This window comes from Rhodococcus sp. Q1 (assembly GCF_004153645.1).
GTDB lineage: Bacteria > Actinomycetota > Actinomycetes > Mycobacteriales > Mycobacteriaceae > Rhodococcus > Rhodococcus gordoniae.
Map to the genome: position 1 here is coordinate 37,841 of NZ_SDMJ01000004.1, position 23,018 is coordinate 60,858.

Sequence of the window (23,018 nt, forward strand, 5' to 3'; positions counted from 1 at the left end):
CACCCGAAGCGACTGTCACGCATTTGTAGACTCGCGAGGGATGTCTATTCCGTTGCTCGCCTTCGAACTGACCGAGACCAACCGGGACTGGCTGATCCACCGGCCGCTGGCGATCGTGAGTTACATCGTCGTCGCCGTCGTGCTCCGCTACGTCCTCCACCGGCTGATCGACCGCATGACGAAGCCACGCGTGCGATCCGGGACACCACGACGATCGTTCCTCGCGCCGCTGCAGGAACGAGCCGAGCGTGCCATCGGCGACCCCCAGGCTCGCGAACGCCGGGTCCAGCGCGCGCAGACGATCGGTTCGGTGTTCAAGTCCGGTGTATCGATCGTCGTGCTCGCCTGGGTGGTGCTGCAGACGCTCGACACCCTCGGTTTCAACGTCGCCCCGTTCATCGCCTCGGCCGGTATCGCCGGTGTCGCGCTCGGTTTCGGTGCGCAGAACCTCGTGCGGGACTTCATCTCGGGAATGTTCATGCTGCTCGAGGACCAGTACGGCGTGGGCGACGTGGTGGACCTCGGCGACGCGGTGGGCACCGTCGAGTCGGTCGGTCTGCGCGTGACGACCGTGCGCGACATCGACGGCACCCTGTGGTTCTGCCGCAACGGCGAGATCCTGCGCGTCGGCAACATGAGCCAGGGACATGCCGTCTCCGTGGTCGACGTCCCGATCGCGCCGAGCGTCAACGTCGAGCGCGCCTGCCGGATCGCACTGCGCGCCGTCCTCGACGGCGTGGAACGCGAGGACATCGCGCCGGACGTACTCGAGAAGCCCGAACTGCTGGGCGTCAACTCCGTCACCGCGGGTGCGGTGACCCTCCGCCTGACGGTGCGCGTACGCGCCGGCAAGCAGTGGGCCATCCGCCGCAGCCTCACCCGCGCGGTGCTCGAGGCCTTCGAGCAGAACGACATCGAGACCCCGAACATCGCGCTGGCGGCCGCCCCGGTCTCCTAGCTCCGCACCGCCCCGGCCACGTCCTCCGACTGCTCGCTCGGCTCACCGCTGCGTGCAGCACGGATGCGATCGATGACGATGACGCACAGCAGCGACACCACTCCCCAGATCGTGAACGTGACGAGGTGCGGGCCGACGGCGTCACCTCCGAAGTAGAGGACCGACCGCACCGATTCCACAGCGGCCGGCATCGGCAGCACACCGTGCAGGAACCGGAAGACCTCCGGCGTCATGTACACCGACATCGCACCGTTCGAGGCGGGCACGCCGACGAACATGAGGATGCCGACGGCAGGGACGACGGCGAGCAGCCCGAACAGGCGGTGCAGCGCCAACGTGAACATCGAGGTGGTGAACGTCGCGAGGATCCCGATACCCCACAGCGGGAGGAAGTGCCCGTCGACGGCCCCGGTGATCGGGTCGGCGATCACCCACAGCACGGCGGACATGAACAGCGCCCATCCCGCGGCGATGGGCACGATCTGCCGCAGGACCATCGCGGCGGGCTGCGCACCGCCGGCCACGACGATCACCATGAAACCGGACATGATCCAGCCCATCGCGACGTAGAGCGTCACCGTTCCCATGGTGTCGGAACCCGGCAGCGGTGCGATGTTCTCGACGGTCAGGGGCAGATGCATGCCCCCGGCGACCTGCTCGAAGACCCGCTGCGCGACCTGCTGCTGGCTCGTACCCGCAGCCTCGTTGGTGATCAGCGTCGCGGTGGGCGACTGGGCGGACGGCAGGACGAAGGCCGCGACGATCTCACGGTCCTGCACCTCGGCGCGCGCGTCGTCGACCGAATCCGAGATTCGCAGATCGAACAGACCGGCCATGCTCTGTTCGAGACCGGCGACCGTCCGGTCCGCCTGTTCGGCGGTCGCGCCGACGACGGTGACGGGCATCTCACGCGGGGTCGGCTGGTACATCGCGCCGAGCATGATGGAGAGCATCAGCACGACCATGGCGAACGGAAAGAACGCCAGGGTCAGGTACCGCACTCGGTCGCTCTGCGGACGCGGCCCGGTGGTGAGCGAGGGCATCGTGATCTCGGGATCACCGGCATCGGGGTTGCGGCGACGCTTCAGGGCGTCGACACCGAGTGTCGCGGCGAGGGCCAGCACGGTACCGACGACCAGCACCAGGATGTGGCCGCCGAGGCCTTCACCGCCGAAGTAGACGACCGACCTCAGCGATTCGCCGGCGGCCGCGGTGGGCAGGAAGCCGTGCAACCACGGGTAGATCGACGGTAGCGAGTAGACCGACATTCCCAGGTTCGACGCGGGGACGCCGAGAACCATCACGAAGAGCATTCCCGCGAGGACAGCCATCGGCCCGAGGATCCGGGTGAGGAACACCTGCACCGAGCCCACGGCGAAGATGGAGAGCCAGCAGATTCCCAGCACCGTCGCGATCGGGCCTTCGATCGCGCCGAGGATCGGGCCGGCGACGAGCCACACGAGTGTGCCGATCAGCACCGACCATCCGGCGAGCAGAGGCACGATGCGACGGAATCGCAGCAGCTCGGGCGAGTTGGACAGCATGATGCTCAGGGGCATGTAGCCCGCGAGCATCAGCGCCTGCACCATGAACATCACACCCAGGCCGGCCATGTCGTGGTCCGGCAGCGGGGCGAGGTCCTCGGCGGTGAGATCGAGACCCTGCGCGAGCACCTGCGGAACCACCAGTCCGGTGACCACGGACGACTGCGACGCCCCGGCCGCACCCGCGGTGTACACGGTGGCAGTGCCCTGCGGGGACAGCGTGACCGCACCCGCAACCTCCCGCGAGAGCACGAGGTCGCGCGCCTGATCGTCGGTCCCGATCACACGGACGTCGACCGCCTCGGCGTCGGCGTCTTCGAGCGCGCGGGCGAAGTCGTAGGCCTGCTGCTGCGACGATCCGGCGACGGCGATCGGCATGTCGTGCGGGGCGGGCGCGTGCATCGCGTACAGATAGCCGGTGATCATCATTCCGACCATCAGGAACGGCATCACGAAGATCGCGATGTAGCGGCCGATGTGCTCCTTCCGCGCACGGGCGAGTTCGGCCTCGGTGAGGCCGTCGCTTCCCGGCGGCTCGTTCTTCTCGCTGGTAGCGGTATCGGTCATGAATGAACTCCTCGATATCCGGACACGGACTGCACGCTTTCCGGCCGATATCGGCTCCACAGAAATACGCTACGTGACTTAAAAATTTACGCTGCGTGTCTTGAGTATGCCAAGCTGAGACACTGGTGACGCTCGTCCCATCCATCAGCGGGCCGTTCGGCCGAGAAGAAGGCGACAGGAGAAGTGTGAGCACCCACGGGGACCAGGCGCGACGAGCGCTACTCGACTCGGCGGAAGAACTGTTCGCCACCCACGGCGTCGACGGCGTGTCCAATCGGCGCATCGCCGAACACGCCGGTAACGCCAACCACTCCGCCGTCAACTACCACTTCGGTGACCGCGAGGAACTCGTCCGCGCCATGCTCACCCGCTACGCGGAGGACACCCGCCGGCGACGAGTCGAACTCCTGGCCCTGCTCGGGCCCGAACCCGGCCTCCGCGACTACCTGAGCTGCCTCATCCTGCCGTTCACCGACCAACTCGCCTCGATGCCGGTCCCGAGCTGGCGGGCTCGATTCCTACGCCAGTTGAGAGCGGTACCGTCGATGGCCGACATCGCGGCGAGAACGACCGTCGAAGATCCGTACCTCGACGTCCTGATCGAACGAGCCAGAGCATGCGTCGCCCACCTGCCCGACACCGTCGTCACCGGACGGGCGCGACTGCTGGGCAAGCTCGTCGTCGATGCGTGTGCCGACTACGAGGCACGCCTCGAACGCGAAGGCATCGAACCCGATTGGACGGGATTCGCCCGATTCCTGATCGACGCGAGCGCGGGAATGTTCGAGGCGCCGGTGACGAGCGAAGGCGACTTCCTCGACTCACGCACAGCGTCCGCCTGGCCCTGACCGATCAGACCGCGGACAGGACCTCGCGGAGACCTGTCGCCGTCGTCACCGGACGGTCGCATACGAACCCCCTGCACACATAGGCCGCGGCGCCACCGTCGACCAGGGGACGACCGGCGAGCAACGGCGACGAGTCGGGTTCGCCGCCCACCACGATCGCTCCCCCGGGCGCGAGGCGGCGGGCCACGTCGAGGAGTTCACCGCCGCCCGCTACGGCGACCTGGAGCGGCCCGCGCACCGACGCCTCGGCGACCGTCAGCCAGTGCCCTCCCGCCCGTGGCGCCTTCTCGAACAGGATCGCCGCCGTCGACAGCGACAGCGCGGCGGAATCGGCGTAGCGGGAGTCGTCGTGCACGAGCGCGGACAGGCCGAGCAGCGCCTCGGCGATCAGCGACGCTCCCGACGGCGTCGCCCCGTCGACCGGATCGCGGGGCCGGGCGACCAGCGATTCGGCGTCGTGTGCGGTGTCGAACCAGCTACCGGGACGTTCCGGATCCGCGAACTGCGCGAGCGCGACGTCGGCGAGTTCCGTCGCACGCTCGACCCAGCGCCGGTCCCCCGTCCCCTGGTGCACGGCGAGCAGCGCCGTGACGAGAGCCCCGTAGTCCTCGAGCACACCCGCCGGTGATCCGACGACACCCCCGAGCGACGCGCGGCGCAGCCGGCCGTCGATCAGGTGCCGGTCGAGCAGGAACTGCACGCACCTCGTCGCGGCGTCCATCCAGGCAGGTTCACCCAGCGCGACGCCTGCCTCGGCCAGCGCGGTGATCGCGAAGGCGTTCCACGCGGTGACGACCTTGTCGTCGCGTCCGGGCTGGGGGCGCCGTGTGCGAGCGGCGAACAGGCGGGCCCGCACGTCGGCGAGTCGCGCCGGATCGTCCGGCTCGTCGAGCAGCTGCAACACCGAGGTGCCGTGCTCGAAGGTGCCGCCGGGGGTGACGGTGAACGCGTCCGCCGCCCACCGGCCGTCGTCCGGGCCCAGCACCTCGACGAGCTGGTCGGGCGTCCACACATAGGTGAGGCCTTCGACCCCGTCGGTGTCGGCGTCGAGGGCCGACGCGAATCCGCCGTCGGGGGTGATCAGGTCGCGCAGCAGGAACTCGGCGGTCTCCCGCGCGACGCGCGTCGGCAGTTCCGCACCGGTCACCCGCGCGAGGTGCGCGTACAGCCGCAGCAGCAGCGCGTTGTCGTAGAGCATCTTCTCGAAGTGCGGCACCGTCCACGCGGCGTCGACGCTGTAGCGCGCGAACCCGCCCCCGAGCTGATCGTAGATCCCGCCCCGCGCCATTGCGCCGGTCGTGCGCTCGACGAGACCGAGCGTGTCGGCGGAGCGGGTGCGCTCGTATCCGCGCAGCAGTCCCTCGAGGAGGTTCGACGGCGGGAATTTCGGTGCGCCACCGAAGCCACCGTGTTCGCGGTCCTCGTCGGCGGCGATCGCGGCCGACGCCGCGTCGAGCAGAGCACCGTCGATCGCGACACTCCCGGCGGGCAGTCCACCGCCGCTGCGACGGAGCTCGGAGACGACGGCCTCGGCGGCCTGCGCGACCTCGTCGCGACGGTTGTGCCACGTGTCGGTGATCCCATGGAGCAGCTGCGTGAAGGACGGCATGCCCCCACGCGGCGTGCTCGGGTAGTACGTGCCGCAATAGAACGGGCCACCGTCGGGCGTGAGGAAGCAGGTCATCGGCCACCCGCCCCGGCCTGTCGTCGCGACGGTCGCGTTCATGTAGATCGCGTCGATGTCCGGTCTTTCCTCGCGGTCGACCTTGACGCACACGAAGTTCTCGTTCATGACGGCGGCGGTGGCCTCGTCCTCGAACGACTCGTGCGCCATGACATGACACCAGTGGCAGGCCGCATAGCCGATCGACAGCAGGATCGGCACGTCGCGCTCGACCGCCTCGGCGAGAGCGGCTTCGCCCCATTCCTGCCAGTGGACCGGATTGTCGGCGTGCTGCCGCAGGTAGGGGCTCAGGGCGTCGGCCAGTCGATTCGCCATGCCCCCACGCTACGGAAGGAGAACCCTCGGCGGCGGAGGGTCGTCAGCTTCCCTTGGTGGGTTCGGGACGCTCCGGGCCGGTGACCTTCTTCGGCTCGCCCGCCCCCTCCGCATCCGCGGTGCCGGGAATCGCACCCGGCAACGTGCCGTCGTCCACGGCCTGGTCGGGCCCGGGATGCTCCGGCTGGAAACTCTCGGGCAGCTTCTTCAGCCGCTTGTTCATGTTCCGGATCAGCAGCGCAGTCGCGACCAGCAGGACCACCACGATGGCGAGTCCGAGCGGGGACGCCTTGCCGAACTCGGGGCCGGTCGGCTCCTGGGCCAGAATCTCGACGGCCAGAACATCGACCGCGAGCGTACCTATCGTCATTCGCCCTGTCCGTCCTCGATGCCCGCGAACAGATCCGTCTCCGGAAGCTCCGTGGTCACGCGGGTCTTGGCCAACTCGAACTCTTCGGTCGGCCACACCTTCTGCTGAATGTCCAACGGCACCGCGAAGAACGATCCGTTGGGGTCGATCTGGGTGGCGTGCGCCCGCAGCGCGTCGTCGCGCTTCGGGAAGTAGTCGCCACAGGTGATCTGGGTGGTCACGCGTCCCATGATGTCGCCCTGCTCGGTGCGCCACTTGCTGAGCCACTGCTCCATGGGGAACGGCTCCCCGCGACGCTCGTACTCCTCGCGGAACAACTCGAGCCGCTTACGGATGAAACCGTGCGAGTAGTACAGCTTGCGCACCGCCCAGGGCTCGCCCAGCTCCGGATGGAAATCCGGATCGGCCGCCGCCTCGTACGCCGCGACCGACACCTCGTGGCACCGGATGTGGTCGGGGTGCGGGTAACCGCCGTTCTCGTCGTAGGTGGTCATGACGTGGGGACGGAACTCGCGCACCGCCTGCACGAGCCGGCGGACCGGTTCGTCGAGCGGGATGACCGCGAAGCATCCCTCGGGCAGCGGCGGCTTGGGGTCGCCCTCGGGCAGGCCGGAATCGACGAAGCCGAGCCACTGCTGGCGCACTCCGAGGATGCGGGCCGCCTCGGCCATCTCCTCCTGACGCACCTCGCTCATGCGTTCGCGAATGCCCGGTACGTCCATCGCGGGGTTCAGGATGTCGCCGCGCTCTCCGCCCGTGAGCGTGACCACCAGGACCTCGTGCCCCTCGGCCGAGTACCGGGCCATCGTGGCCGCGCCCTTGCTCGACTCGTCGTCGGGATGGGCGTGCACGGCCATGAGCCGTAGTCCGCTCACGTGTATTCCTCCACCTCAGGTCGTCTGCTTCGCCGGAACCGTCCCCGCGCCCGCGTCGCGGTCGCACCGGATCCGTCCTCTATAGTTCCACCTGATAATTCCGTCGTCAGCCGTGGCCCTGCGGCGACGCCCGATCCATTCTCCCGCTGCGAAAGCAAAGTGATGAGCAACACCACCCCCACCGACCGGTACCCGTCGTCCCGATACCCCGGCTCCGGCGTATCGACACGCGGCAAACGCTGGGGTTTCACCGTGGCCGGCCTGCTCGCGGGGCTCGTCCTGGCGTTCGTGTTGTTCCAGAACAACTCGACTCCGATCGAGTCGGAGGTCGTCGCCTTCGACATCATCGACGACAGCACCATCGACATCCAACTCAAGGTCACGCGCGACGATCCGTCGCAGGATTCCGTCTGCATCATCCGGGCCCGCTCGAAGGACGGGAGTGAGACGGGCCGGCGCGAGGTCCTCGTCCCCGCGTCCGATTCGCAGACCGTCGTGCTCACTTCCACGGTGAAGACGTCCCAGCGTCCCGGTATGGGCGACAGCTACGGTTGCAGTACCGAGGCGCCCGACTATCTGCGCGCACCCTGATCCTGCTCCCACACCCGCCTTCCAGCGCTTTCCCGGAGTGCGGACCGCAAAGATGCTAAAATGGCCGGATACACGGTTCCACCCTTTGGGGCCGTGTATTGCTGCATAAGAGCATCAACAGACAGTACGACTTCCGTTCAGCCTGAAGCCATGGGGGGACGACGGCGGTCGTGCTGTTGCGGTCGTTGCATGTGCACGACTTGTCCACGGAGCCGGGGGCTCCAACCCGAAGGAAGTGATCGAGGATGACCGAGACCCAGGTGACCTGGCTGACGCAGGAGTCGTACGACCGACTCAAGGCCGAGCTGGACCAGCTCATCGCGAATCGTCCTGTCATCGCCGCCGAGATCAACGAGCGTCGCGAGGAAGGCGACCTCAAGGAGAACGGCGGCTACCACGCGGCCCGCGAGGAACAGGGCCAGCAGGAAGCCCGCATCCGTCAGCTCCAGGAGCTGCTGGGCACCGCCAAGGTCGGCGTCGCTCCGACCGAGTCGGGCGTCGCCCTCCCCGGTTCCGTCGTGACCGTCTACTACGGAGGCGACGAGACCGACACGGAGACGTTCTTGATCGCGACCCGCGAAGAGGGTGCCCGCAACAGCGAGCTCGAGACCTACTCCCCCAGCTCGCCCCTCGGTGGCGCCCTGATCGACGCGAAGGTCGGCGAGACCCGCGAGTACAACCTGCCCAACGGCAACACCATGAAGGTGACGCTGGTGAGCGCGGAACCCTACCGCGGCTGATCCCGTGAAGCAGAGCTCCTAGGCAGAGCTTCGTGCAGAGGGCCCGACCGGATGTTCTCCGGTCGGGCCCTCGTGCATTCCCGGCAGGTTTCCGGAAGGTGCGCCTTCTCAGAAGATGCGGCGCGCCTTCATGCCGGGGAAGACCGGCCCCACCCGCACGACATCGCCGGTAGTGGGTGCGTGCACCATCTGCCCGCCGCCGATGTAGATCGCTACGTGGCCGGGACCACCGGCCTGCCAGTTGCCGAACAGCAGGTCGCCGGGACGTGCCGCGTACAGCGGTATCTCGGTGCCGACGTGCCACTGGGTCTCGGACGTACGCGGCAGCGCGACACCCGTCGCGGCGAAGACGGCGTACGAGGTCAGGCCCGAACAGTCGAATCCGCCACCGGACGGCCCGTTGATGTTGCCGCCACCCCAGACGTACGGCAGGCCGAGGTACTTGAACGCGAGGTCGACGACGCGGTTGCCGATGTCGCCGGCGCCGCCTCCGATACCCCGACCCAGGAACGGCGAGAGCATACGCGCGAAGACGTGCTCGGTCGCCCGGATCTTCGCGACGTAGGGCTTCGTCTGGTTCTCGTAGTCGGGATGACCGGACGGCATGCCACCGGAACGTTTCACCGCGCCGACCCCCGCGTTGTAGGCCGCGAGGGTCAGATCGAGCGTGTCGCCCTCGACCAGACCGCGCTTCTTCCAGTCGTCGATGAGCTTGTAGTTGTCGCACAGGAGGTTGCCGGAGGCCATGACGGGGTCGGCGATGCCGAGGACGTCGGCCTTGCCGTCGCCGTCGGCATCCTTGCCGTACTGGTCCCAGGTACCGGGCATGAACTGCCCAGGGCCGCGCGCACCGACCGGGGAGACCGGGGCGGCCGGGCCGTATCGGAAGCCGTTCTCTGCGGAGTAGAGAGCGGCGAGGACCGGCGCCGAGACACCCTCGCACAGTTCGCCCGCTTTCTTCAGCCACGGCGCGAACACCGCGATCGCGCCGATGGGCGCGAGCCGCGTTCCGGGAAGGATCGCCGGGATCGACGGCAACGTGATCCCGGTGCCCGGGATCGTGGCTCCCGGCTGCGGGTTTCCGACCGTGCCGGTGACCGGTGGCTGCACCGGTATCCCGAACGGCCCCGGCCGGGCGGCCGGAGGTTCGGGCGCCAGGGCGGGCGGAGCCGCTTGCGGATCGGCGGGATGCAACTCTGCGGCCGCTTCCTCGGGCAGGTGGGGCTCGATCGCCCCTGCGACCGCCGTTGTCGCGTCCGCGACCGCCTGCTGGGCACCCTGCTGCATCGGTTCGGGCAACGAGGCGACGAAATTCGCCACGTCCGTGTCGGTGTTCTCCGCACCTGCCTCGAACGACTCGATCGCCCCGTCGATCCGATCCTTGATCTCTGCCGGTAGGTCCACGCCCTGCACGAGCGCACTTGCTGCCGTAGCCACTGCCACGATGACCGCAGACGGGTCCATCGACATCCGCTACCCCCACATCCATCCATCAACCGCTCCCACCGTAACTGTGAGGTCGATCACCAGTACGGCTTCCGAATGTTCTTATCACATATATTCAGGAACACGTTCCAGTATTGAGACCGGTGGGATTCGTGTGACCGGAGTGACCTGAACTACGGAGCCGGATAGAAGTCGGCGGCGTCCGGGTGGGTCAGGACGTCCATGATGTCCACGGGATCGACCGTCTCTTCGGCCAGCAGGGCGACGAGCGTCTCCCGTTGGTCCTCCGTCACCGGCTCGCATCCGCCCGGCATCACCCATCGCCCTTCGCCTACCGGCATGACGCGGGCACACAGCAGCGTGCCGGCGGGTATCTCACCCGTCAGCCAGGGCGCGGACACCTCCACCACCCGGTCGGTGCGGACGTCGCGCAGCGCGAGTGTCTCCCCCGGCACACTCGCCTCGACCTCGAAGACCGACCGCGCGACGGCGAGCCAGGAGCGGGCCAGCTCCGACTCGTCCTCGGGCAGCAACTCCCCGCGACGCTCGACGAAATCGGCGAACGCGCCGGCGTCGAACAACAGGACGTCCTCGACGAGCGGATCGGCGACCGCCTCGGCCACGGCGTCGTCGTCCCCGTAACCCGAACGGGCCTCCGCCAGGGCGACCCGGTGTTCCGCCCACGCCGGTTCCAGGGCGTGCATGGCCGCCTTCATGTACAGCCAGTCGGACCGCTCCTCGAGCGAATGCTCGGCGCGTCCGAGGTGACATGCCTTGTACTTGCGGCCCGACCCGCACCAGCAACGGTCGTTGCGTCCGAGGCCCGGCACCTCCTTCGGCCGGTACCGGTCGAGCAGTTCGTAGAGGGGATGTTCGTCGCCACCCGGCACCCGGGCGAGCAGGGACAGACCCCGCACCGCATCCCCGCGGTCGGAGGCGAACCGTGCCAGATCGAACAACGGCAGGTCGAAGGCGGAATCGAGATCGGCCGAATGTTCGTAGTGCCGTTCGGCCTCCGCGATCCGTCCGGTGGACTCGGCCGCGCGGCCGGCGATCCAGTGCGCTGCGCCCGCCGCGCGCCGGGGCGCGTGATCGAGCAACCACAGCGCAGCCTGCTCGATCGCCTCGGGGGCAAGCTTCTCCCCCACCAGCTCGTCGTGGACGGTCTCGGCGATCTCGGGATCGGACAGCACCGAGTACAGACCCGACTTCCCCACGGCGAAGCGTTCTTCGAAATCGTCGTCGTCGCCGCGTTCGAATGCTTCGACCAGCGACGCGAACAGGGCCACACCCGGCACGGCGTCGACGGGTATCCCGAGTTGTTCGGCGTAGATCTCGAACATCGCCCGGTCGAAGTATCCGTCGAAGTCGAATCCGTTCGGCGCCACCAGATCCCCACTGCGCACCAAGCCGGCCTCGGCGAGAAGTTCCCCGAGCGGCAGGGACGGCGCGGAGAACGTCCCGGACGATTCGGCGAGTACGTCGACGAACGCGGCCTCGAGGCTCGCCACCTGTTCGCGGGCGATCCCCTGCTCGAGCGCGTGCACGAATTCGCTCACGCCGCTTCGGGCTTCACCGTGGACCGGCGCGAACGACAGGCGGCCGTCCCGCGCGGTGAGGGCGAGCAGATCTCCCGGTCCGTGACCCGCCAGCGCCCCGTCGGGAAAGACGATCATCTCCCGACGGCCGCCCACCCCCGCATCCGGGTCATCCTGCGTTGCAGTCTCTTCGGATTCTGCCGGTTGCACGAGATCGAACTCGTCGTCCTCGGAGACGAGTATCAGGAGCGGTTCGATGTCGTCGACCGGGATCGAGTTCCGGGCGAGATCGTCGGCCGTGAGACGGTGCGTGAGCGTCCTGCCCTCGAACAGCACATCCGTCGCCGCGACACGGTCGTCGGACAACCACAACAGCAGCGGATGCGGTTGCGACTGTTCGAGGTCGATCATCACCTGCTCGGCGGAGCCGAATCCGTGGTCTTCGAGATGGTCGGCCACCTCGTCGATCGTCATGGGTCCGTGGCGCCGTACGGTATCGAGCACGGTGTCCCACAGGGCGGATTCGGGATGTTCGCTGTCCGTCACCACTGGATCGTACGGCCCGCGGCACTGCTTCCGGGGACGATGCGGTTTCTCCGCACGTCGCCCACGACCTTCACCTGCACGACCGGACGCAGAACATGGCGACCGGCATCTCCGGTCGGTGTGGTGATCGCAACGGTCGTGGATCCGACACTCGCACAGGGACCGTTCTCTTCATGCGGACGCAACGAGAAGAAGGCGCCCCGGAGGACGCCTTCTTCTCGTGTTCTCGTGCGAGTTACCCGGACGGGCCCGTCAGCCGAGTGCCTGCTCGACGTCGGCGAGCAGGTCGGCGGCGTCCTCGATGCCCACCGACAGGCGGACGAGGTCCTCGGGGACCTCGAGCAGCGAGCCTGCCGTGGAGGCGTGGGTCATCGCGCCCGGATGCTCGATGAGCGACTCCACGCCACCGAGCGACTCGGCGAGGGTGAAGATCTCGGTGCGCTTGCAGAAGTCCAGCGCGGCCTGGCGGCCCCCGGCGAGGCGCACGGAGATCATGCCGCCGAAGCGACGCATCTGCTGAGCCGCGTACTCGTGGCCCGGATGCGATTCGAGCCCCGGGTACAGCACCGTGCTCACGGCGGGGTGTCCCGCCAGGAAGTCGACGAGCTTCTCGGCGTTGTCGGAGTGCTTCTCCATCCGCACCGCGAGCGTCTTGATGCCGCGCAGCGTGAGGAAGGCGTCGAACGGACCCGGCACGGCACCCGCGCCGTTCTGCAGGAACGCGAAGGCGGTGTCGAGCTCTTCGTCGTTCGTCACCAGCGCGCCGCCGACCACGTCGGAGTGCCCACCGATGTACTTGGTGGTCGAATGCAGCACCACGTCGGCACCGAAGGTGATCGGCTGCTGCAGGTAGGGCGACGCGAAGGTGTTGTCGACGACGAGCTTGGCGCCGCCCTCGTGCGCGATGTCGGCGAGCGCCGAGATGTCGCCGATGTTGAGCAGCGGGTTGGTGGGCGTCTCGACCCACACGAGCTTGGTGTTCGGGCGGACGGCCGCGCGCACCTCGTCGGCGTCGTTGACCGCGGCCGGGGTGTACTCGATCCCCCACTGCGTGAACACCTTGTCGATGAGGCGGAAGGTGCCGCCGTAGGCGTCGTTGGGGATGACCAGGTGGTCGCCCGGACGCAGCACCGAACGGAGCAGGCAGTCGGTGGCGGCCATACCCGAGCCGAACGCGCGGCCGTAGGCGCCGTTCTCGAGCGCTGCCAGGTTCGCCTCGAGGGGACGCCGGGTGGGGTTGCCGGTGCGGGCGTACTCGAAGCCGTTGCGCATCTCGCCGACGCCGTCCTGGGCGAAGGTCGACGACGCGTAGATCGGCACGTTGACGGCACCGGTCTGCGGATCGGGCTCGTACCCGGCGTGGATGGCGCGGGTCGCGAAACCGTGCTGGTTCTGGTCGGTCATGAAGATCTGTCCTATCGGCCTTGAGAGATGAATCCGAGCAGGTCGTGGCGGGTGATGACGCCGACGGGCTTGCCGTCGTCGATCACCATGAGCGCATCGGTGTCGCCGAACGCCTTGGTGGCGGCGTCGATGGACTCACCCACGCCGATGTTCGGCAGCGGCGGGCTCATGTGCTTCTCGACCGGATCGGCGAGGTTCGCGCGACCTTCGAAGACGGCGCTGAGCAGCTCGCGTTCGCTGACCGAGCCGGCGACCTCACCTGCGGTGACGGGCGGTTCGGCGCCCACGACCGGCATCTGCGACACGCCGTACTCGCGGAGTATCTCGATGGCGTCGCGCACCGTCTCGGAGGGGTGGGTGTGCACGAGATCGGGCAGGTCGCCGCTCTTGCCGCGCAGCACGTCACCGACGGTGGAGTCGTCGGGCTTACCGTCGAGCGGTGCACGGAGGAAGCCGTAACTGGCCATCCACTTGTCGTTGAAGATCTTCGACATGTAGCCGCGGCCACCGTCGGGCAGCAGCACGACGACGACCGCGTCGGGGCCTTCGCGCTCGGCGACCCGCAGTGCGGCGACGACGGCCATACCGCACGAGCCGCCGACGAGCAGCCCTTCCTCACGGGCGAGGCGACGGGTCATCTCGAACGAGTCGGCGTCGGAGACGGCGATGATCTCGTCGGGGATCGACGGGTCGTAGGCGGTGGGCCAGAAGTCCTCACCGACACCCTCGACGAGATACGGCCGGCCGGTGCCCCCCGAGTACACCGAGCCCTCGGGATCGACGCCGACGACCTTCACCGCACCGTTGGAGACCTCCTTGAGGTACCGGCCGGTGCCGGAGATGGTGCCACCGGTGCCGACGCCCGCCACGAAGTGCGTGATCCTGCCGTCGGTGTCGTTCCAGATCTCCGGGCCGGTGGTCTCGTAGTGGCTCGCCGGGCCACCCGGGTTGGAGTACTGGTTCGGCTTCCAGCCGCCGGGGAGCTCACGGGCGAGACGGTCGGAGACGCTGTAGTAGCTGTCGGGGTGCTCCGGCGGGACGGCGGTCGGGCACACGATCACCTCGGCGCCGTAGGCCCGCAGCACGTTGCGCTTGTCCTCGCCGACCTTGTCGGGACACACGAACACGCACTTGTAGCCGCGCTGCTGCGCGACCAGGGCCAGGCCGATGCCGGTGTTGCCGGAGGTGGGCTCGACGATCGTGCCGCCCGGCTTCAGTTCACCCGACGCTTCGGCCGCATCGATCATCTTCACCGCGATGCGGTCCTTGGAGCTGCCGCCGGGATTGAGGTACTCGATCTTCGCCGCTACGAGCCCCGAGCCGGGTTTCACCACCGTGTTGAGCTTGACGAGAGGTGTGTTTCCGATGAGGTCGACGACGGAATCCGCAATGCGCATGACTCCATGTTCCCACGTCGTGACTTTTCGTCGGGGTGATGGTGTACACGCTCCCCTGCCGGCCCGGGAACACGGTCCACCTCCGAGGACGACGAAGACCCCGGACCGTGGCCCGGGGTCTTCGTGGAGTCCTGCTAGTCGTTCTGGAAATAGCTGAGCAGTCGCAGGATCTCGACGTACAGCCACACCAGGGTGACGGTCAGGCCCAGGGCGACGCCCCACGCGGCCTTCTCCGGAGCCTGTGCGCGGATCAGCTGATCGGCGGAATCGAAGTCCAGCAGGAAGCTGAACGCCGCGATGCCGATGCACACGAGGCTGAAGACGATGGCGAGCGGGCCACCGTCGCGCAGGCCGAGACCACCGTCGATGAAGAAGCCGGCGATGAGGTTGCCCAGCGCCAGGACCAGGACACCGACGAGCGCGCCGACGATCATGCGGGTCAGGCGCGGGGTGACACGGATGGCGCCGGTGCGGTACACGACGAGCATGCCGAAGAACACGCCGAAGGTGCCGAGGACGGCCTGAGCGATCAGGGTCGCGCCGCCCGTGCCACCGAAGGTGATGTCGGTGAACATGAACGACAGCGCGCCGAGGAAGAAGCCTTCCGCCACGGCGTAGGCGAGAACGATGGCCGGGTTGTCCATCTTGCGGCCGAACGTCGCGACCAGCACCAGGACGAGGCCGATCAGACCGCCACCGATGACGAACGGGGCCGCCAGGTCGACGTTGGAGTTGACCAGCACGTAGGAGATGAGGGCCGAGACAGCGAGCACGCCGAGTGTGATGCCGGTCTTGGTGACGACATCGTCGATCGTCATGGTCCGCTGGTCGGTGGGACGTGCCCACGGATCCGTCTGCGGCTGCCCGAATTGCTGAGTGGCCTGCGCGGCGCCCGCCGTCGCAGAGCCGAACGTGGCGTATCCGCCGCCCTCTTGCTTGGGCAGGTTGCGGAACACCGGGTTACTGGTGGTGCGCACCGTGCACTTCCCTTCTCGTGGTCGCTTCTGTCCGTTCAACGAGGCAGTGACCTCACGAGTTCCCGATCGTCGGGAAAGCTCGGACTAATCGGACTCTACCGGCTCCGTACCGACCGGGTCACGGTGAACTTGCGGTTGCGGCCCTCGACGCGGGTCGCGCCGACGATGCCGGACAACGCGGGGCGGTAGTCGAGGTGACGGTTGTAGACCGTCCACATCTGTCCTCCCGGCCGGAGGATCCGGGCCGCGGCGTCGAACATCTTGCGGGCGGCGCCGGTGTGCACGGCCGCGCCGAGGTGGAAGGGCGGATTGCACACCACGAGGTCGACCGACCCGGCCGGGATCGAGCCGGCGGCGTCGTCGCGGAGTGTGTCGACACGGTCGGACAAGCCGTTCGCGGCGGCGGTCCCCGCGGCGGAGGCGACCGCGGCGGCGGACTGGTCGGTCGCGATCACCCGGGTGTCGGGAAGCTGCCGGGCGAGCATCGCGGCAAGGATGCCGGTGCCGCAGCCGAGATCCACCGCGACCTGCACGTCCGCATGGATGCGGGGGAAGAGGTCGAGGAGGAATCGGGTACCGATGTCGAGACGGGGGCCGGCGAAGGCAGCGCCGTGCGCGACGACCGTGAGGTCGAGTTCGGCGAGGTGCTCACGGACGGGATACGAGGCGGGTCCGGGCGTCGTCCCGCGCGCGGTGAGCACCCGCGACTTCTGGCGTCCCCGGGACGCACGGACCTCGGCGAAGGACGCACCGAGCACGTCGTTCATCGCGAGGCCGATGTGCTTGTCGCGGCCACCGGCGAACACGACGACCTCGGGGTCGGCGTGGCGGGCGATCGTCTCGGCGATCTCGGTGAGCGCCGACAGCGAGCGGGGAAGCCGTAGCAGCACCACGCGGGCCCCGGCGAGCAGATCGGGGTCGAGAGCGCCGGAGCGGTAACGATCGGTGAGGCCCTCACGCTCGGCGTTCGCGGCCAGGGCGCGCTCGGCCACCACCGAATCCTGATGCACCCGGATCTCCTCCACCCCGAAGCGGACGACCGTGCCCAGGGTCAGCGCGCCGTACTGGTCGTCGATGACGACGACGGTGCCCGGCGAGGCCGAGTCGAGGACGGGGGCGGCTTCGTCGAGGAGCAGACGGTCGGCCCCGTCGACGGCGAACAGGTTGGGCGCTTCCACGTCCGGGAAGCGCCTCAACCTGTCGTACAACTCGTCGATCAACACTCGACCGTCAGCACTCGCCCTTCCCGGCGTTCTCGATGGCACGCAGGGTGTCGGCCTGCTCCTCTTCGCTGAGGTCCTGCCATGCCGGGAGCTGCTGCTGCGCGTCGGCGACGGCCTGGGCCGCTGCGGCGCGGTCCTGACCCCACCCCTCGAGCTCGTCGAGGTAGGGCAGCAGTGCCTCGCAGTTCTCTTCGTAGCTCTTGCCGAGTTCGACGGTGGTGCCCGTGGTGCCGGCCTCCGCCGAGGCCGAAGCGGTCGCCGTCGTGGTGGTGGTCTCCTCGGCCGAGCCCGATCCGTCCGAGGATCCGCACGCCGCCGCGAGCAGGACCACACCTGCACCGAACAGCGCCGCGAGAGTCTTCTTCATCTATGTCCCACTTCTGGTCGCAGTGTCGTTTGTCCGTTCCCGGTGAGGCACCGTGGTCCGGCCGGACCACGGTAGACCAGGGGCGACGCACGATCTGCGGCGGGCGTGCACATTTCGAGACTATCCTGGGGAAACAGCTCCCCGAGGTGATCGCGCCGATGCCCGAGAACGATCCGGCCACCACTCAACGCGCACCGATCGTCGACGTGGCCGAGTCCGCGATCGTGCGTGCGCTGCACGACGCCGGTTTCACCGGCGCCGAGGAGATCGGCCGCGGCGGTTTCGGTGTCGTCTACCGCTGCAGGCAGGAATCGCTCGACCGCGATGTCGCCGTCAAGGTCCTCCGGTGGGCGCCCCAACCCGCGGATCTGGAGCGATTCCTGCGGGAGCAACGGGCGATGGGACGGCTGTCCGGGCATCCGCACATCGTCACCGTGCTTCATGCAGGTGCCACGGACGACCTGCCCTATCTGGTGATGCACTACCACCCGCACGACTCGCTCGACACCCGCCTGCGCCGGTACGGGGTGCTGTCGTGGCCCGAGGCGGTCCGGCTCGGCGTCAGGATGGCCGGTGCTCTCGAAACCGCGCACCGGTCCGACGTGCTGCACCGCGACGTCAAACCGGGCAACATCCTGCTCACCGAGTACGGCGAGCCGCAGCTCACCGACTTCGGCATCGCGCGCATCGGCGACGGTTTCCGTACCACGGCCGGGGAGATCACCGGCTCCCCGGCGTTCACCGCACCCGAGGTGTTGCGCGGCCGGGCACCGACACCCGCGGCCGATGTGTACGGACTCGCCGCGACGCTGTTCGCCGCGATCACCGGGCACGCGGCCTTCGAGCGGAAGGAGGGCGAGAGGGTCGTCGCACAGTTCGTCCGCATCACCTCCGAACCGATCCCCGATCTGCGCGACGACGGCATCCCCGACGACGTGTGCGCCGCGCTCGAAAGCGGAATGGCCACCGACCCCGACGACCGGCCCCAGACGGCGGCCGCCTTCGGCGAGATCCTGCGGAACATCCAACGAGCTCACGGCCTACCGGTCGACGAGATGGCCCTGCCCGGTCCTCCTCCGACGAGTCCACCGCAGACACCGGCGGATCTGCCCGTCACAGGGCCGTCGTCGGGGGTGCTCTCGGGCCCCACGGGACCGACCGTCGCGCCGTCGACCAGGTTCCGTCCGCCGTCGACCACCCGTCCGCTCGTCGAACGCCGTCGGCTGATCTCGCTGTTGCAGGCCGGACGACGACGTCGTCTCATCGCCATCCACGCCCCTACGGGTTTCGGGAAATCCACTCTCGCCGCGCAATGGCGGGACGTTCTCGCCGACGAGGGTGCCCAGGTCGCCTGGCTGACGGTCGACGACGACGACGACAACGTGCTGTGGTTCCTCGCGCACCTGATCGAGGCGATGAAACAGGTGCGGCCTTCGCTGGCACGCGAACTCGCCCAGATCCTCGACGTTCACGGGAACGACGCCGAACGTTACGTACTGTCCACACTGATCGACGATCTGCACCGATCCGACACCGCCGTGACACTCTTCGTCGACGACTGGCACCGGGTGAGTTCGCCCGAGACGTGCGCCGCCCTCGACTTCCTGCTCGACAGGGGCTGCCACCACCTGCAACTCGTCGTGACCAGCCGCAACCGTTCCGGCCTTCCGCTGAGCCGCATGCGGGTGCGCGACGAGCTCGTCGAACTCGACTCGACTGCACTGCGTTTCGACGTCGACGAATCCGATTCGTTCCTGCGCGGCGTGAGTGGCATCGACCTCGGGCCGGAGGACGTCCAGGACCTGAACCGAAGCACCGAAGGCTGGGTGGCGGCACTGCAACTCGCGTCGTTGTCGTTGCGCGACAGCGACGATCCGTCATGGATGATCGAGAACATCACGGGACGGCACCACGCGATCGGTGAGTTCCTCGCCGACAACGTGCTCTCGACACTCGAACCCCGGATGTACGAGTTCCTGCTGGCCACGTGCATCACCGAATCCGTCAGCGGCAGCCTTGCCGCAGCGTTGACCGGCGACCCGCGCAGTCAGGCCGTCCTGGAGGAAGCAGAGGAACGCGACCTGTTCCTGCGGCACCTCGACGACGAGCGTGTCTGGTTCCGGTACCACCACATGTTCCTGGACTTCCTCCGGCGACGCCTCGAGCGCGACCATCCGGAGAAGATCGCCGGACTGCACCGCACGGCTGCCGACTGGTTTGCGCGGCATCACATGTTGCGTGAGGCCGTCGACCACGCGATGGAGGCCGGCGATACGGATTTCGCCGTCGATCTGCTCGCCGCCGATGGCATGTATCTGATGGAGCACGGGCACATCGCTCCCCTGCTCGCGCTGATCGACACGTTGCCGCCGCAGGCCGTCGCACGCGAACCGCGGTTGCTGCTGGCGCAGGCGTGGGCGAACAGCGCGTTGCAGCGGCTGAGTCTCGCCCGGAGCGCTCTGGCGACCGTGCGCGACCTCGTGGACTCGGGCGTCACGGCCGGCCAGAATCCCTACGCGTTGCGCCTCGAGGCCGATGCGGTCGAAGCCTCTCTGCTCATGAACTCCGATCGGATCGACGGCATCGACGCGCTCGTCGCTCCATGTCTCGACGATCCGTCGGCCGTGCATCCGTGGGTCGTCTCGGCCGCAGCGGATTTCGCGTCCTACGCCGACATCTTCCGTTTCGACTTCGATTCGGCCGTGCGTCGTCAGGAATGGGCGGCGCCCTTCCATCGCGAGACCCGAGGACCCTTCGCCGCGATCTACGGGCAGTGCCTGTGCGGCATCGCCGTCAACGAACAACTCGACGTCGAGGGCGCGGAGAAGTACTTCCGCACCGCGTTGCGGCGAGCCCGCCGCCACGGCGGCATCCATACGCATTCGGGCCGGCTCGCCGCGGCGATGCTCGGCGAGTTGCTCTACGAACAAGGACGGACCGCCGAAGCCGAGACACTGCTCGACGAGAGCAACCTGTTGGGAATAGACGGCGGGGCAACAGATTTCATGATCGCACGCTTCGCGACTGCAGCACGCATGAAGATGATGCACGGCGATCGGAAATCCGCGACGGCACTGCTGGACGAAGGACTGCGCGCAGCAGCGCTCAACGACCTGCCGCGGCTACGGGCACGCCTCGAGAACGAGCGAGTGCGTCTGGGACTGGGCGCTGTGCCGACCCCGACCCGCACGATGCCCGGTTCCGACCGCCCGAATCCGGACGGCACCGTGGAGATCAGGCTCCAACTCGAGGACGCCACCGCCATCCGGTTGCTCTGCGAGAGCGACGAATCCGGCGCCGCGGAACGCGCGGTCGATTGGGCACAGCTGTGGGTACGCCGCACCGCGGACCTGCGTCCCCGCGCACACCTGCAGGCCATCAGGCTGCTCGTCTGCTGCCTGAACGCCGACGGACGCACGCAGGAGGCCGAACGCACGCTCGCCATGGTGGCTGCGGAGTGCGCGTCGCGCGGGATGGTGCGCTATCTCGTCGACGGCGGCCCACGAGCGACCCGCACTCTCCGGGCGCTCCACCGACGGATGCAGGAGGACCGGTGGCCGGACGATTGGGCACGGGTCGACGCGCAGTTCCTGGAACGCGCGGTACGACTCGCCGAGGACGAAGATCGTCCCGTGGTGTGAACCCCGCAGGATTCGGGGACACTGCCGAGGTGACGGACCGAAACGACAGACCTATCCGGACCCGGCGATGGACCGACGGGAAACTCGTCGACGAGGGCTTTCCCCTCTCCGCGGTGTCGGATCATCTTGCCGACGCCGACGCCCTCGTGTGGGTGGACCTGTGGAACCCCGAGCACGCGGACCTGCTCGAACTCGCCGAGGAATGGAACCTCGACCCGTATGCGGTCGAGGATTCGCTCGCGCAGGGAGAACGGACCAAGGCCACCCGCTACGCCACGCACACCTTCCTCACCGTCTACGCGACACACCTCTCTCCGGATTCCGAGGACGAGGATCAGGCCCACGAGTCCCGGTTGCACACCACCCGCATCTCCGCGTTCGTCCTGCCCCGGGGTGTCGTGACGGTACGGCGCGGCAGCCCGTTCGACATCGACGAGGTGGTGCGCCGGTGGGACGAGAACTCGGACCTGCTCCAGTACGGGCCCGGGGCGCTGGTGCACGGCCTGCTCGACACGGTCGTCGACGGGCAGTTCGAGACCATTCAGGAACTCGACGACGCCGCGGAGGACCTCGAGGACTGCCTCTTCGAGGATCAGGCGTCCACTCGGTACATCCAGCGTCGCGTCTACCGTCTCCGCAAGGAACTCGTGCAACTTCGGCGAGTGGTGCTGCCGATGCGCGAGATCATCAACGCGGTCATGCGCACCCGCGCCGAGAACAACCGTCACCCCGAACTCGACAGCTCGTACAACGACCTGTACGACCACGTGATGCGGGCGGCGGAGTGGACCGAGTCGCTCCGCGAGATGGTGAACACCGTCTTCGAGACGAACCTGTCGCTGCAGGACGCCCGTCTGAACATCGTGATGAAGAAACTGACGGGATGGGCCGCGATCATCGCGGTCCCCACCGCTGTGACCGGTTGGTACGGCATGAACGTGCCCTATCCCGGCTTCGGCGAGTGGTGGGGCATGCTCACCGGAGTCGCGATCATCACGGTGTCGGCGATCGCGTTGTACGTGCTGTTCAAGAAGCGGGACTGGTTGTGATCCCTCGCCGCGCTCAGAGAAGGACGACGAGCAGCACGACGATCACGACGACCACCGCGACGGTGGCGATCACCGCCCCCGCGGATCGACGGTGCTGCACGGGACCGTCGCGGACGAGTTCGGGGTCGGCGTCCGGGGCGTCACCGATCGGGTCGTCGCCCTCGGGCCCGGGGTTGGTGGGATGCGACATCGATCTCCTCCTGGCTGTCTGTCGTCGAAGTCTGACACGGACGAGTACGCCGTGTTCGGTTTCGCTCGGTTCGAGTCGGGTACTCCGTAAGGGCAACGTTCGATGACATAGGAGGACCCATGGCCGACTTCGTCGACAAGGCAAAGCACAAGGCAGAAGAAGCAGGCGGCAAGATCAAGGAGAACACCGGTCAGGCAACCGGTGATCGTGATCTCGAAGCCGAGGGTCGCGGCGACCAGACCTCCAGCGGGTTGAAGCAGGCCGGCGACAAGGTCTCGGATGCCGCCGAGCACGTCAAGGACGCTTTCAAGAAGTAGTCCCCGATACACGCGGTGCCGGTAGTTGCGACTACCGGCACCGCGTGCGTGTGGGCTCTATTTCGAGGTGCCTTCGGTGTCGTCGAAGAAGTGCCAGGTACCGTCCTGTTCGTTCTGCGCCTCCATGCGCCAGCCGAGTTCACTGTTGTCGGCGCGCTGGTCGACGAACCAGGCGTGAGCGTCGTCCGCGCTCTCGATTTCCTTGGTGTCCACGACGTTACCGGTCGGATCGATCACTCTGTAGGTAGCCATGCCGAGTGTCTTCCCACGCAACTCGCCGATCAAACGTCGCGCGAAGCTTCTGGTGTAGGGTGGGAGCATCGTTCGGCTCGCATGGGATGAGCAACCTCGCACCTCGGTGCCCGAAGGTTCCGGACCGGACGTGAGAGTTCCCCGCCGCGTGTACCGCGGCCCCTCTTCTTCGCATTGCC

20 protein-coding genes are annotated in these 23,018 nt (G+C 67.9%); 7 read left to right on the plus strand and 13 right to left on the minus strand.

Going from position 1 to position 23,018, the window contains the following annotated elements; all coding sequences use genetic code 11:
* Window positions 1–40 precede the first annotated feature (40 nt).
* The gene (locus EQ874_RS12415) at window positions 41–958 is read left to right on the plus strand and encodes a mechanosensitive ion channel family protein (protein WP_129976962.1); all 918 of its coding nucleotides are present in this window, start codon (window positions 41–43) and stop codon (window positions 956–958) included.
* On the opposite strand, the gene EQ874_RS12420 is transcribed toward EQ874_RS12415, so the two are convergent.
* Window positions 955–3,069 carry an ABC transporter permease gene (locus EQ874_RS12420; protein WP_129976963.1) on the minus strand — a complete coding sequence of 705 codons (2,115 nt, stop codon included), beginning with the start codon at window positions 3,067–3,069 and terminating at the stop codon, window positions 955–957. The two genes, EQ874_RS12415 and EQ874_RS12420, sit on opposite strands and share 4 nt — an antisense overlap.
* Window positions 3,070–3,254: 185 nt before the next feature.
* On the opposite strand from EQ874_RS12420, the gene EQ874_RS12425 reads away from it, so the two are divergent.
* A complete protein-coding gene (locus EQ874_RS12425) occupies window positions 3,255–3,917 on the plus strand; it encodes a helix-turn-helix domain-containing protein (RefSeq protein ID WP_016934525.1) in 663 nt (220 codons plus the stop codon).
* Between the two features lie 4 nt (window positions 3,918–3,921).
* Here EQ874_RS12425 and EQ874_RS12430 read toward each other — a convergent pair whose 3' ends face one another.
* The 3 genes from EQ874_RS12430 to mca are packed head-to-tail and all read right to left on the minus strand — an operon-like array spanning window position 3,922 to window position 7,161.
* On the minus strand, window positions 3,922–5,916 hold the full coding sequence (locus tag EQ874_RS12430) for a thioredoxin domain-containing protein (protein ID WP_129976964.1): 1,995 nt from the start codon (window positions 5,914–5,916) through the stop codon (window positions 3,922–3,924).
* 43 nt (window positions 5,917–5,959) lie between these two features.
* Window positions 5,960–6,286 carry a hypothetical protein gene (locus tag EQ874_RS12435; RefSeq protein ID WP_064064607.1) on the minus strand — a complete coding sequence of 109 codons (327 nt, stop codon included), beginning with the start codon at window positions 6,284–6,286 and terminating at the stop codon, window positions 5,960–5,962.
* Complete coding sequence (gene mca, locus EQ874_RS12440; protein ID WP_207213539.1) at window positions 6,283–7,161, minus strand: mycothiol conjugate amidase Mca; 879 nt, start codon at window positions 7,159–7,161, stop codon at window positions 6,283–6,285. Before mca ends, EQ874_RS12435 begins: the two co-directional genes overlap by 4 nt.
* Before the next feature lie 162 nt (window positions 7,162–7,323).
* On the opposite strand from mca, the gene EQ874_RS12445 reads away from it, so the two are divergent.
* Together EQ874_RS12445 and greA are read left to right on the plus strand one after the other, a co-directional pair.
* On the plus strand, window positions 7,324–7,752 hold the full coding sequence (locus EQ874_RS12445) for a DUF4307 domain-containing protein (protein ID WP_064064609.1): 429 nt from the start codon (window positions 7,324–7,326) through the stop codon (window positions 7,750–7,752).
* Between the two features lie 245 nt (window positions 7,753–7,997).
* Window positions 7,998–8,492 carry a transcription elongation factor GreA gene (greA, locus tag EQ874_RS12450; RefSeq protein WP_016933815.1) on the plus strand — a complete coding sequence of 165 codons (495 nt, stop codon included), beginning with the start codon at window positions 7,998–8,000 and terminating at the stop codon, window positions 8,490–8,492.
* A gap of 108 nt (window positions 8,493–8,600) precedes the next feature.
* On the opposite strand, the gene EQ874_RS12455 is transcribed toward greA, so the two are convergent.
* The 7 genes from EQ874_RS12455 to EQ874_RS12485 form a co-directional block, all read right to left on the minus strand.
* Window positions 8,601–9,962, minus strand: coding sequence for a bifunctional lytic transglycosylase/C40 family peptidase (locus EQ874_RS12455; protein WP_165369245.1), 1,362 nt, complete (start codon window positions 9,960–9,962; stop codon window positions 8,601–8,603).
* Between the two features lie 149 nt (window positions 9,963–10,111).
* Complete coding sequence (locus tag EQ874_RS12460; protein WP_242496754.1) at window positions 10,112–12,022, minus strand: SEC-C domain-containing protein; 1,911 nt, start codon at window positions 12,020–12,022, stop codon at window positions 10,112–10,114.
* A 252-nt stretch (window positions 12,023–12,274) separates the two neighbouring features.
* Window positions 12,275–13,426: a cystathionine gamma-synthase gene (locus EQ874_RS12465; protein ID WP_129976966.1), complete on the minus strand. Its 1,152-nt coding sequence runs from the start codon at window positions 13,424–13,426 to the stop codon at window positions 12,275–12,277.
* 11 nt (window positions 13,427–13,437) lie between these two features.
* The gene (locus tag EQ874_RS12470) at window positions 13,438–14,823 is read right to left on the minus strand and encodes a cystathionine beta-synthase (RefSeq protein WP_064064613.1); all 1,386 of its coding nucleotides are present in this window, start codon (window positions 14,821–14,823) and stop codon (window positions 13,438–13,440) included.
* A 134-nt stretch (window positions 14,824–14,957) separates the two neighbouring features.
* The gene (locus EQ874_RS12475; protein WP_064064614.1) at window positions 14,958–15,800 is read right to left on the minus strand and encodes a Bax inhibitor-1/YccA family protein; all 843 of its coding nucleotides are present in this window, start codon (window positions 15,798–15,800) and stop codon (window positions 14,958–14,960) included.
* Window positions 15,801–15,895: 95 nt separating this feature from the next.
* Window positions 15,896–17,023 (minus strand): methyltransferase, encoded by a 1,128-nt coding sequence (locus EQ874_RS12480; RefSeq protein WP_129976967.1) that lies wholly within the window; start codon window positions 17,021–17,023, stop codon window positions 15,896–15,898.
* A 7-nt stretch (window positions 17,024–17,030) separates the two neighbouring features.
* The gene (locus EQ874_RS12485) at window positions 17,031–17,390 is read right to left on the minus strand and encodes a hypothetical protein (RefSeq protein ID WP_016934846.1); all 360 of its coding nucleotides are present in this window, start codon (window positions 17,388–17,390) and stop codon (window positions 17,031–17,033) included.
* A 158-nt stretch (window positions 17,391–17,548) separates the two neighbouring features.
* Here EQ874_RS12485 and EQ874_RS12490 point away from each other — a divergent pair, with 158 nt between their 5' ends.
* Both EQ874_RS12490 and EQ874_RS12495 read left to right on the plus strand, forming a co-directional pair.
* The gene (locus tag EQ874_RS12490) at window positions 17,549–21,031 is read left to right on the plus strand and encodes a serine/threonine-protein kinase (protein WP_129976968.1); all 3,483 of its coding nucleotides are present in this window, start codon (window positions 17,549–17,551) and stop codon (window positions 21,029–21,031) included.
* Window positions 21,028–22,080 (plus strand): magnesium transporter CorA family protein, encoded by a 1,053-nt coding sequence (locus tag EQ874_RS12495; RefSeq protein WP_172506085.1) that lies wholly within the window; start codon window positions 21,028–21,030, stop codon window positions 22,078–22,080. The genes EQ874_RS12490 and EQ874_RS12495 overlap by 4 nt, the downstream gene beginning before the upstream one ends.
* Before the next feature lie 13 nt (window positions 22,081–22,093).
* Here the strand turns inward: EQ874_RS12495 and EQ874_RS22890 are convergent, their stop codons facing one another.
* Window positions 22,094–22,270, minus strand: a complete 177-nt coding sequence (locus EQ874_RS22890; protein WP_165369246.1) for a hypothetical protein — start codon at window positions 22,268–22,270, stop codon at window positions 22,094–22,096.
* A 119-nt stretch (window positions 22,271–22,389) separates the two neighbouring features.
* Between EQ874_RS22890 and EQ874_RS12500 the strand changes: the two genes are divergently transcribed.
* A complete protein-coding gene (locus EQ874_RS12500; RefSeq protein ID WP_016933004.1) occupies window positions 22,390–22,587 on the plus strand; it encodes a CsbD family protein in 198 nt (65 codons plus the stop codon).
* Between the two features lie 57 nt (window positions 22,588–22,644).
* Here EQ874_RS12500 and EQ874_RS12505 read toward each other — a convergent pair whose 3' ends face one another.
* Window positions 22,645–22,839, minus strand: a complete 195-nt coding sequence (locus EQ874_RS12505; protein ID WP_059381617.1) for a hypothetical protein — start codon at window positions 22,837–22,839, stop codon at window positions 22,645–22,647.
* Window positions 22,840–23,018: the final 179 nt, after the last annotated feature.

What these genes read in the sequence shown, in the direction of transcription:
- EQ874_RS12415 (WP_129976962.1), top strand. Translation starts at nt 41, where the DNA reads ATGTCTATTCCGTTGCTCGCCTTCGAACTGACCGAGACCAACCGGGAC.
- EQ874_RS12420 (WP_129976963.1), bottom strand. Translation starts at nt 3,069, where the DNA reads ATGACCGATACCGCTACCAGCGAGAAGAACGAGCCGCCGGGAAGCGAC.
- EQ874_RS12430 (WP_129976964.1), bottom strand. Translation starts at nt 5,916, where the DNA reads ATGGCGAATCGACTGGCCGACGCCCTGAGCCCCTACCTGCGGCAGCAC.
- EQ874_RS12435 (WP_064064607.1), bottom strand. Translation starts at nt 6,286, where the DNA reads ATGACGATAGGTACGCTCGCGGTCGATGTTCTGGCCGTCGAGATTCTG.
- EQ874_RS12445 (WP_064064609.1), top strand. Translation starts at nt 7,324, where the DNA reads ATGAGCAACACCACCCCCACCGACCGGTACCCGTCGTCCCGATACCCC.
- greA (WP_016933815.1), top strand. Translation starts at nt 7,998, where the DNA reads ATGACCGAGACCCAGGTGACCTGGCTGACGCAGGAGTCGTACGACCGA.
- EQ874_RS12455 (WP_165369245.1), bottom strand. Translation starts at nt 9,962, where the DNA reads ATGTCGATGGACCCGTCTGCGGTCATCGTGGCAGTGGCTACGGCAGCA.
- EQ874_RS12465 (WP_129976966.1), bottom strand. Translation starts at nt 13,426, where the DNA reads ATGACCGACCAGAACCAGCACGGTTTCGCGACCCGCGCCATCCACGCC.
- EQ874_RS12470 (WP_064064613.1), bottom strand. Translation starts at nt 14,823, where the DNA reads ATGCGCATTGCGGATTCCGTCGTCGACCTCATCGGAAACACACCTCTC.
- EQ874_RS12485 (WP_016934846.1), bottom strand. Translation starts at nt 17,390, where the DNA reads ATGAAGAAGACTCTCGCGGCGCTGTTCGGTGCAGGTGTGGTCCTGCTC.
- EQ874_RS12490 (WP_129976968.1), top strand. Translation starts at nt 17,549, where the DNA reads ATGCCCGAGAACGATCCGGCCACCACTCAACGCGCACCGATCGTCGAC.
- EQ874_RS22890 (WP_165369246.1), bottom strand. Translation starts at nt 22,270, where the DNA reads ATGTCGCATCCCACCAACCCCGGGCCCGAGGGCGACGACCCGATCGGT.
- EQ874_RS12500 (WP_016933004.1), top strand. Translation starts at nt 22,390, where the DNA reads ATGGCCGACTTCGTCGACAAGGCAAAGCACAAGGCAGAAGAAGCAGGC.
- EQ874_RS12505 (WP_059381617.1), bottom strand. Translation starts at nt 22,839, where the DNA reads ATGGCTACCTACAGAGTGATCGATCCGACCGGTAACGTCGTGGACACC.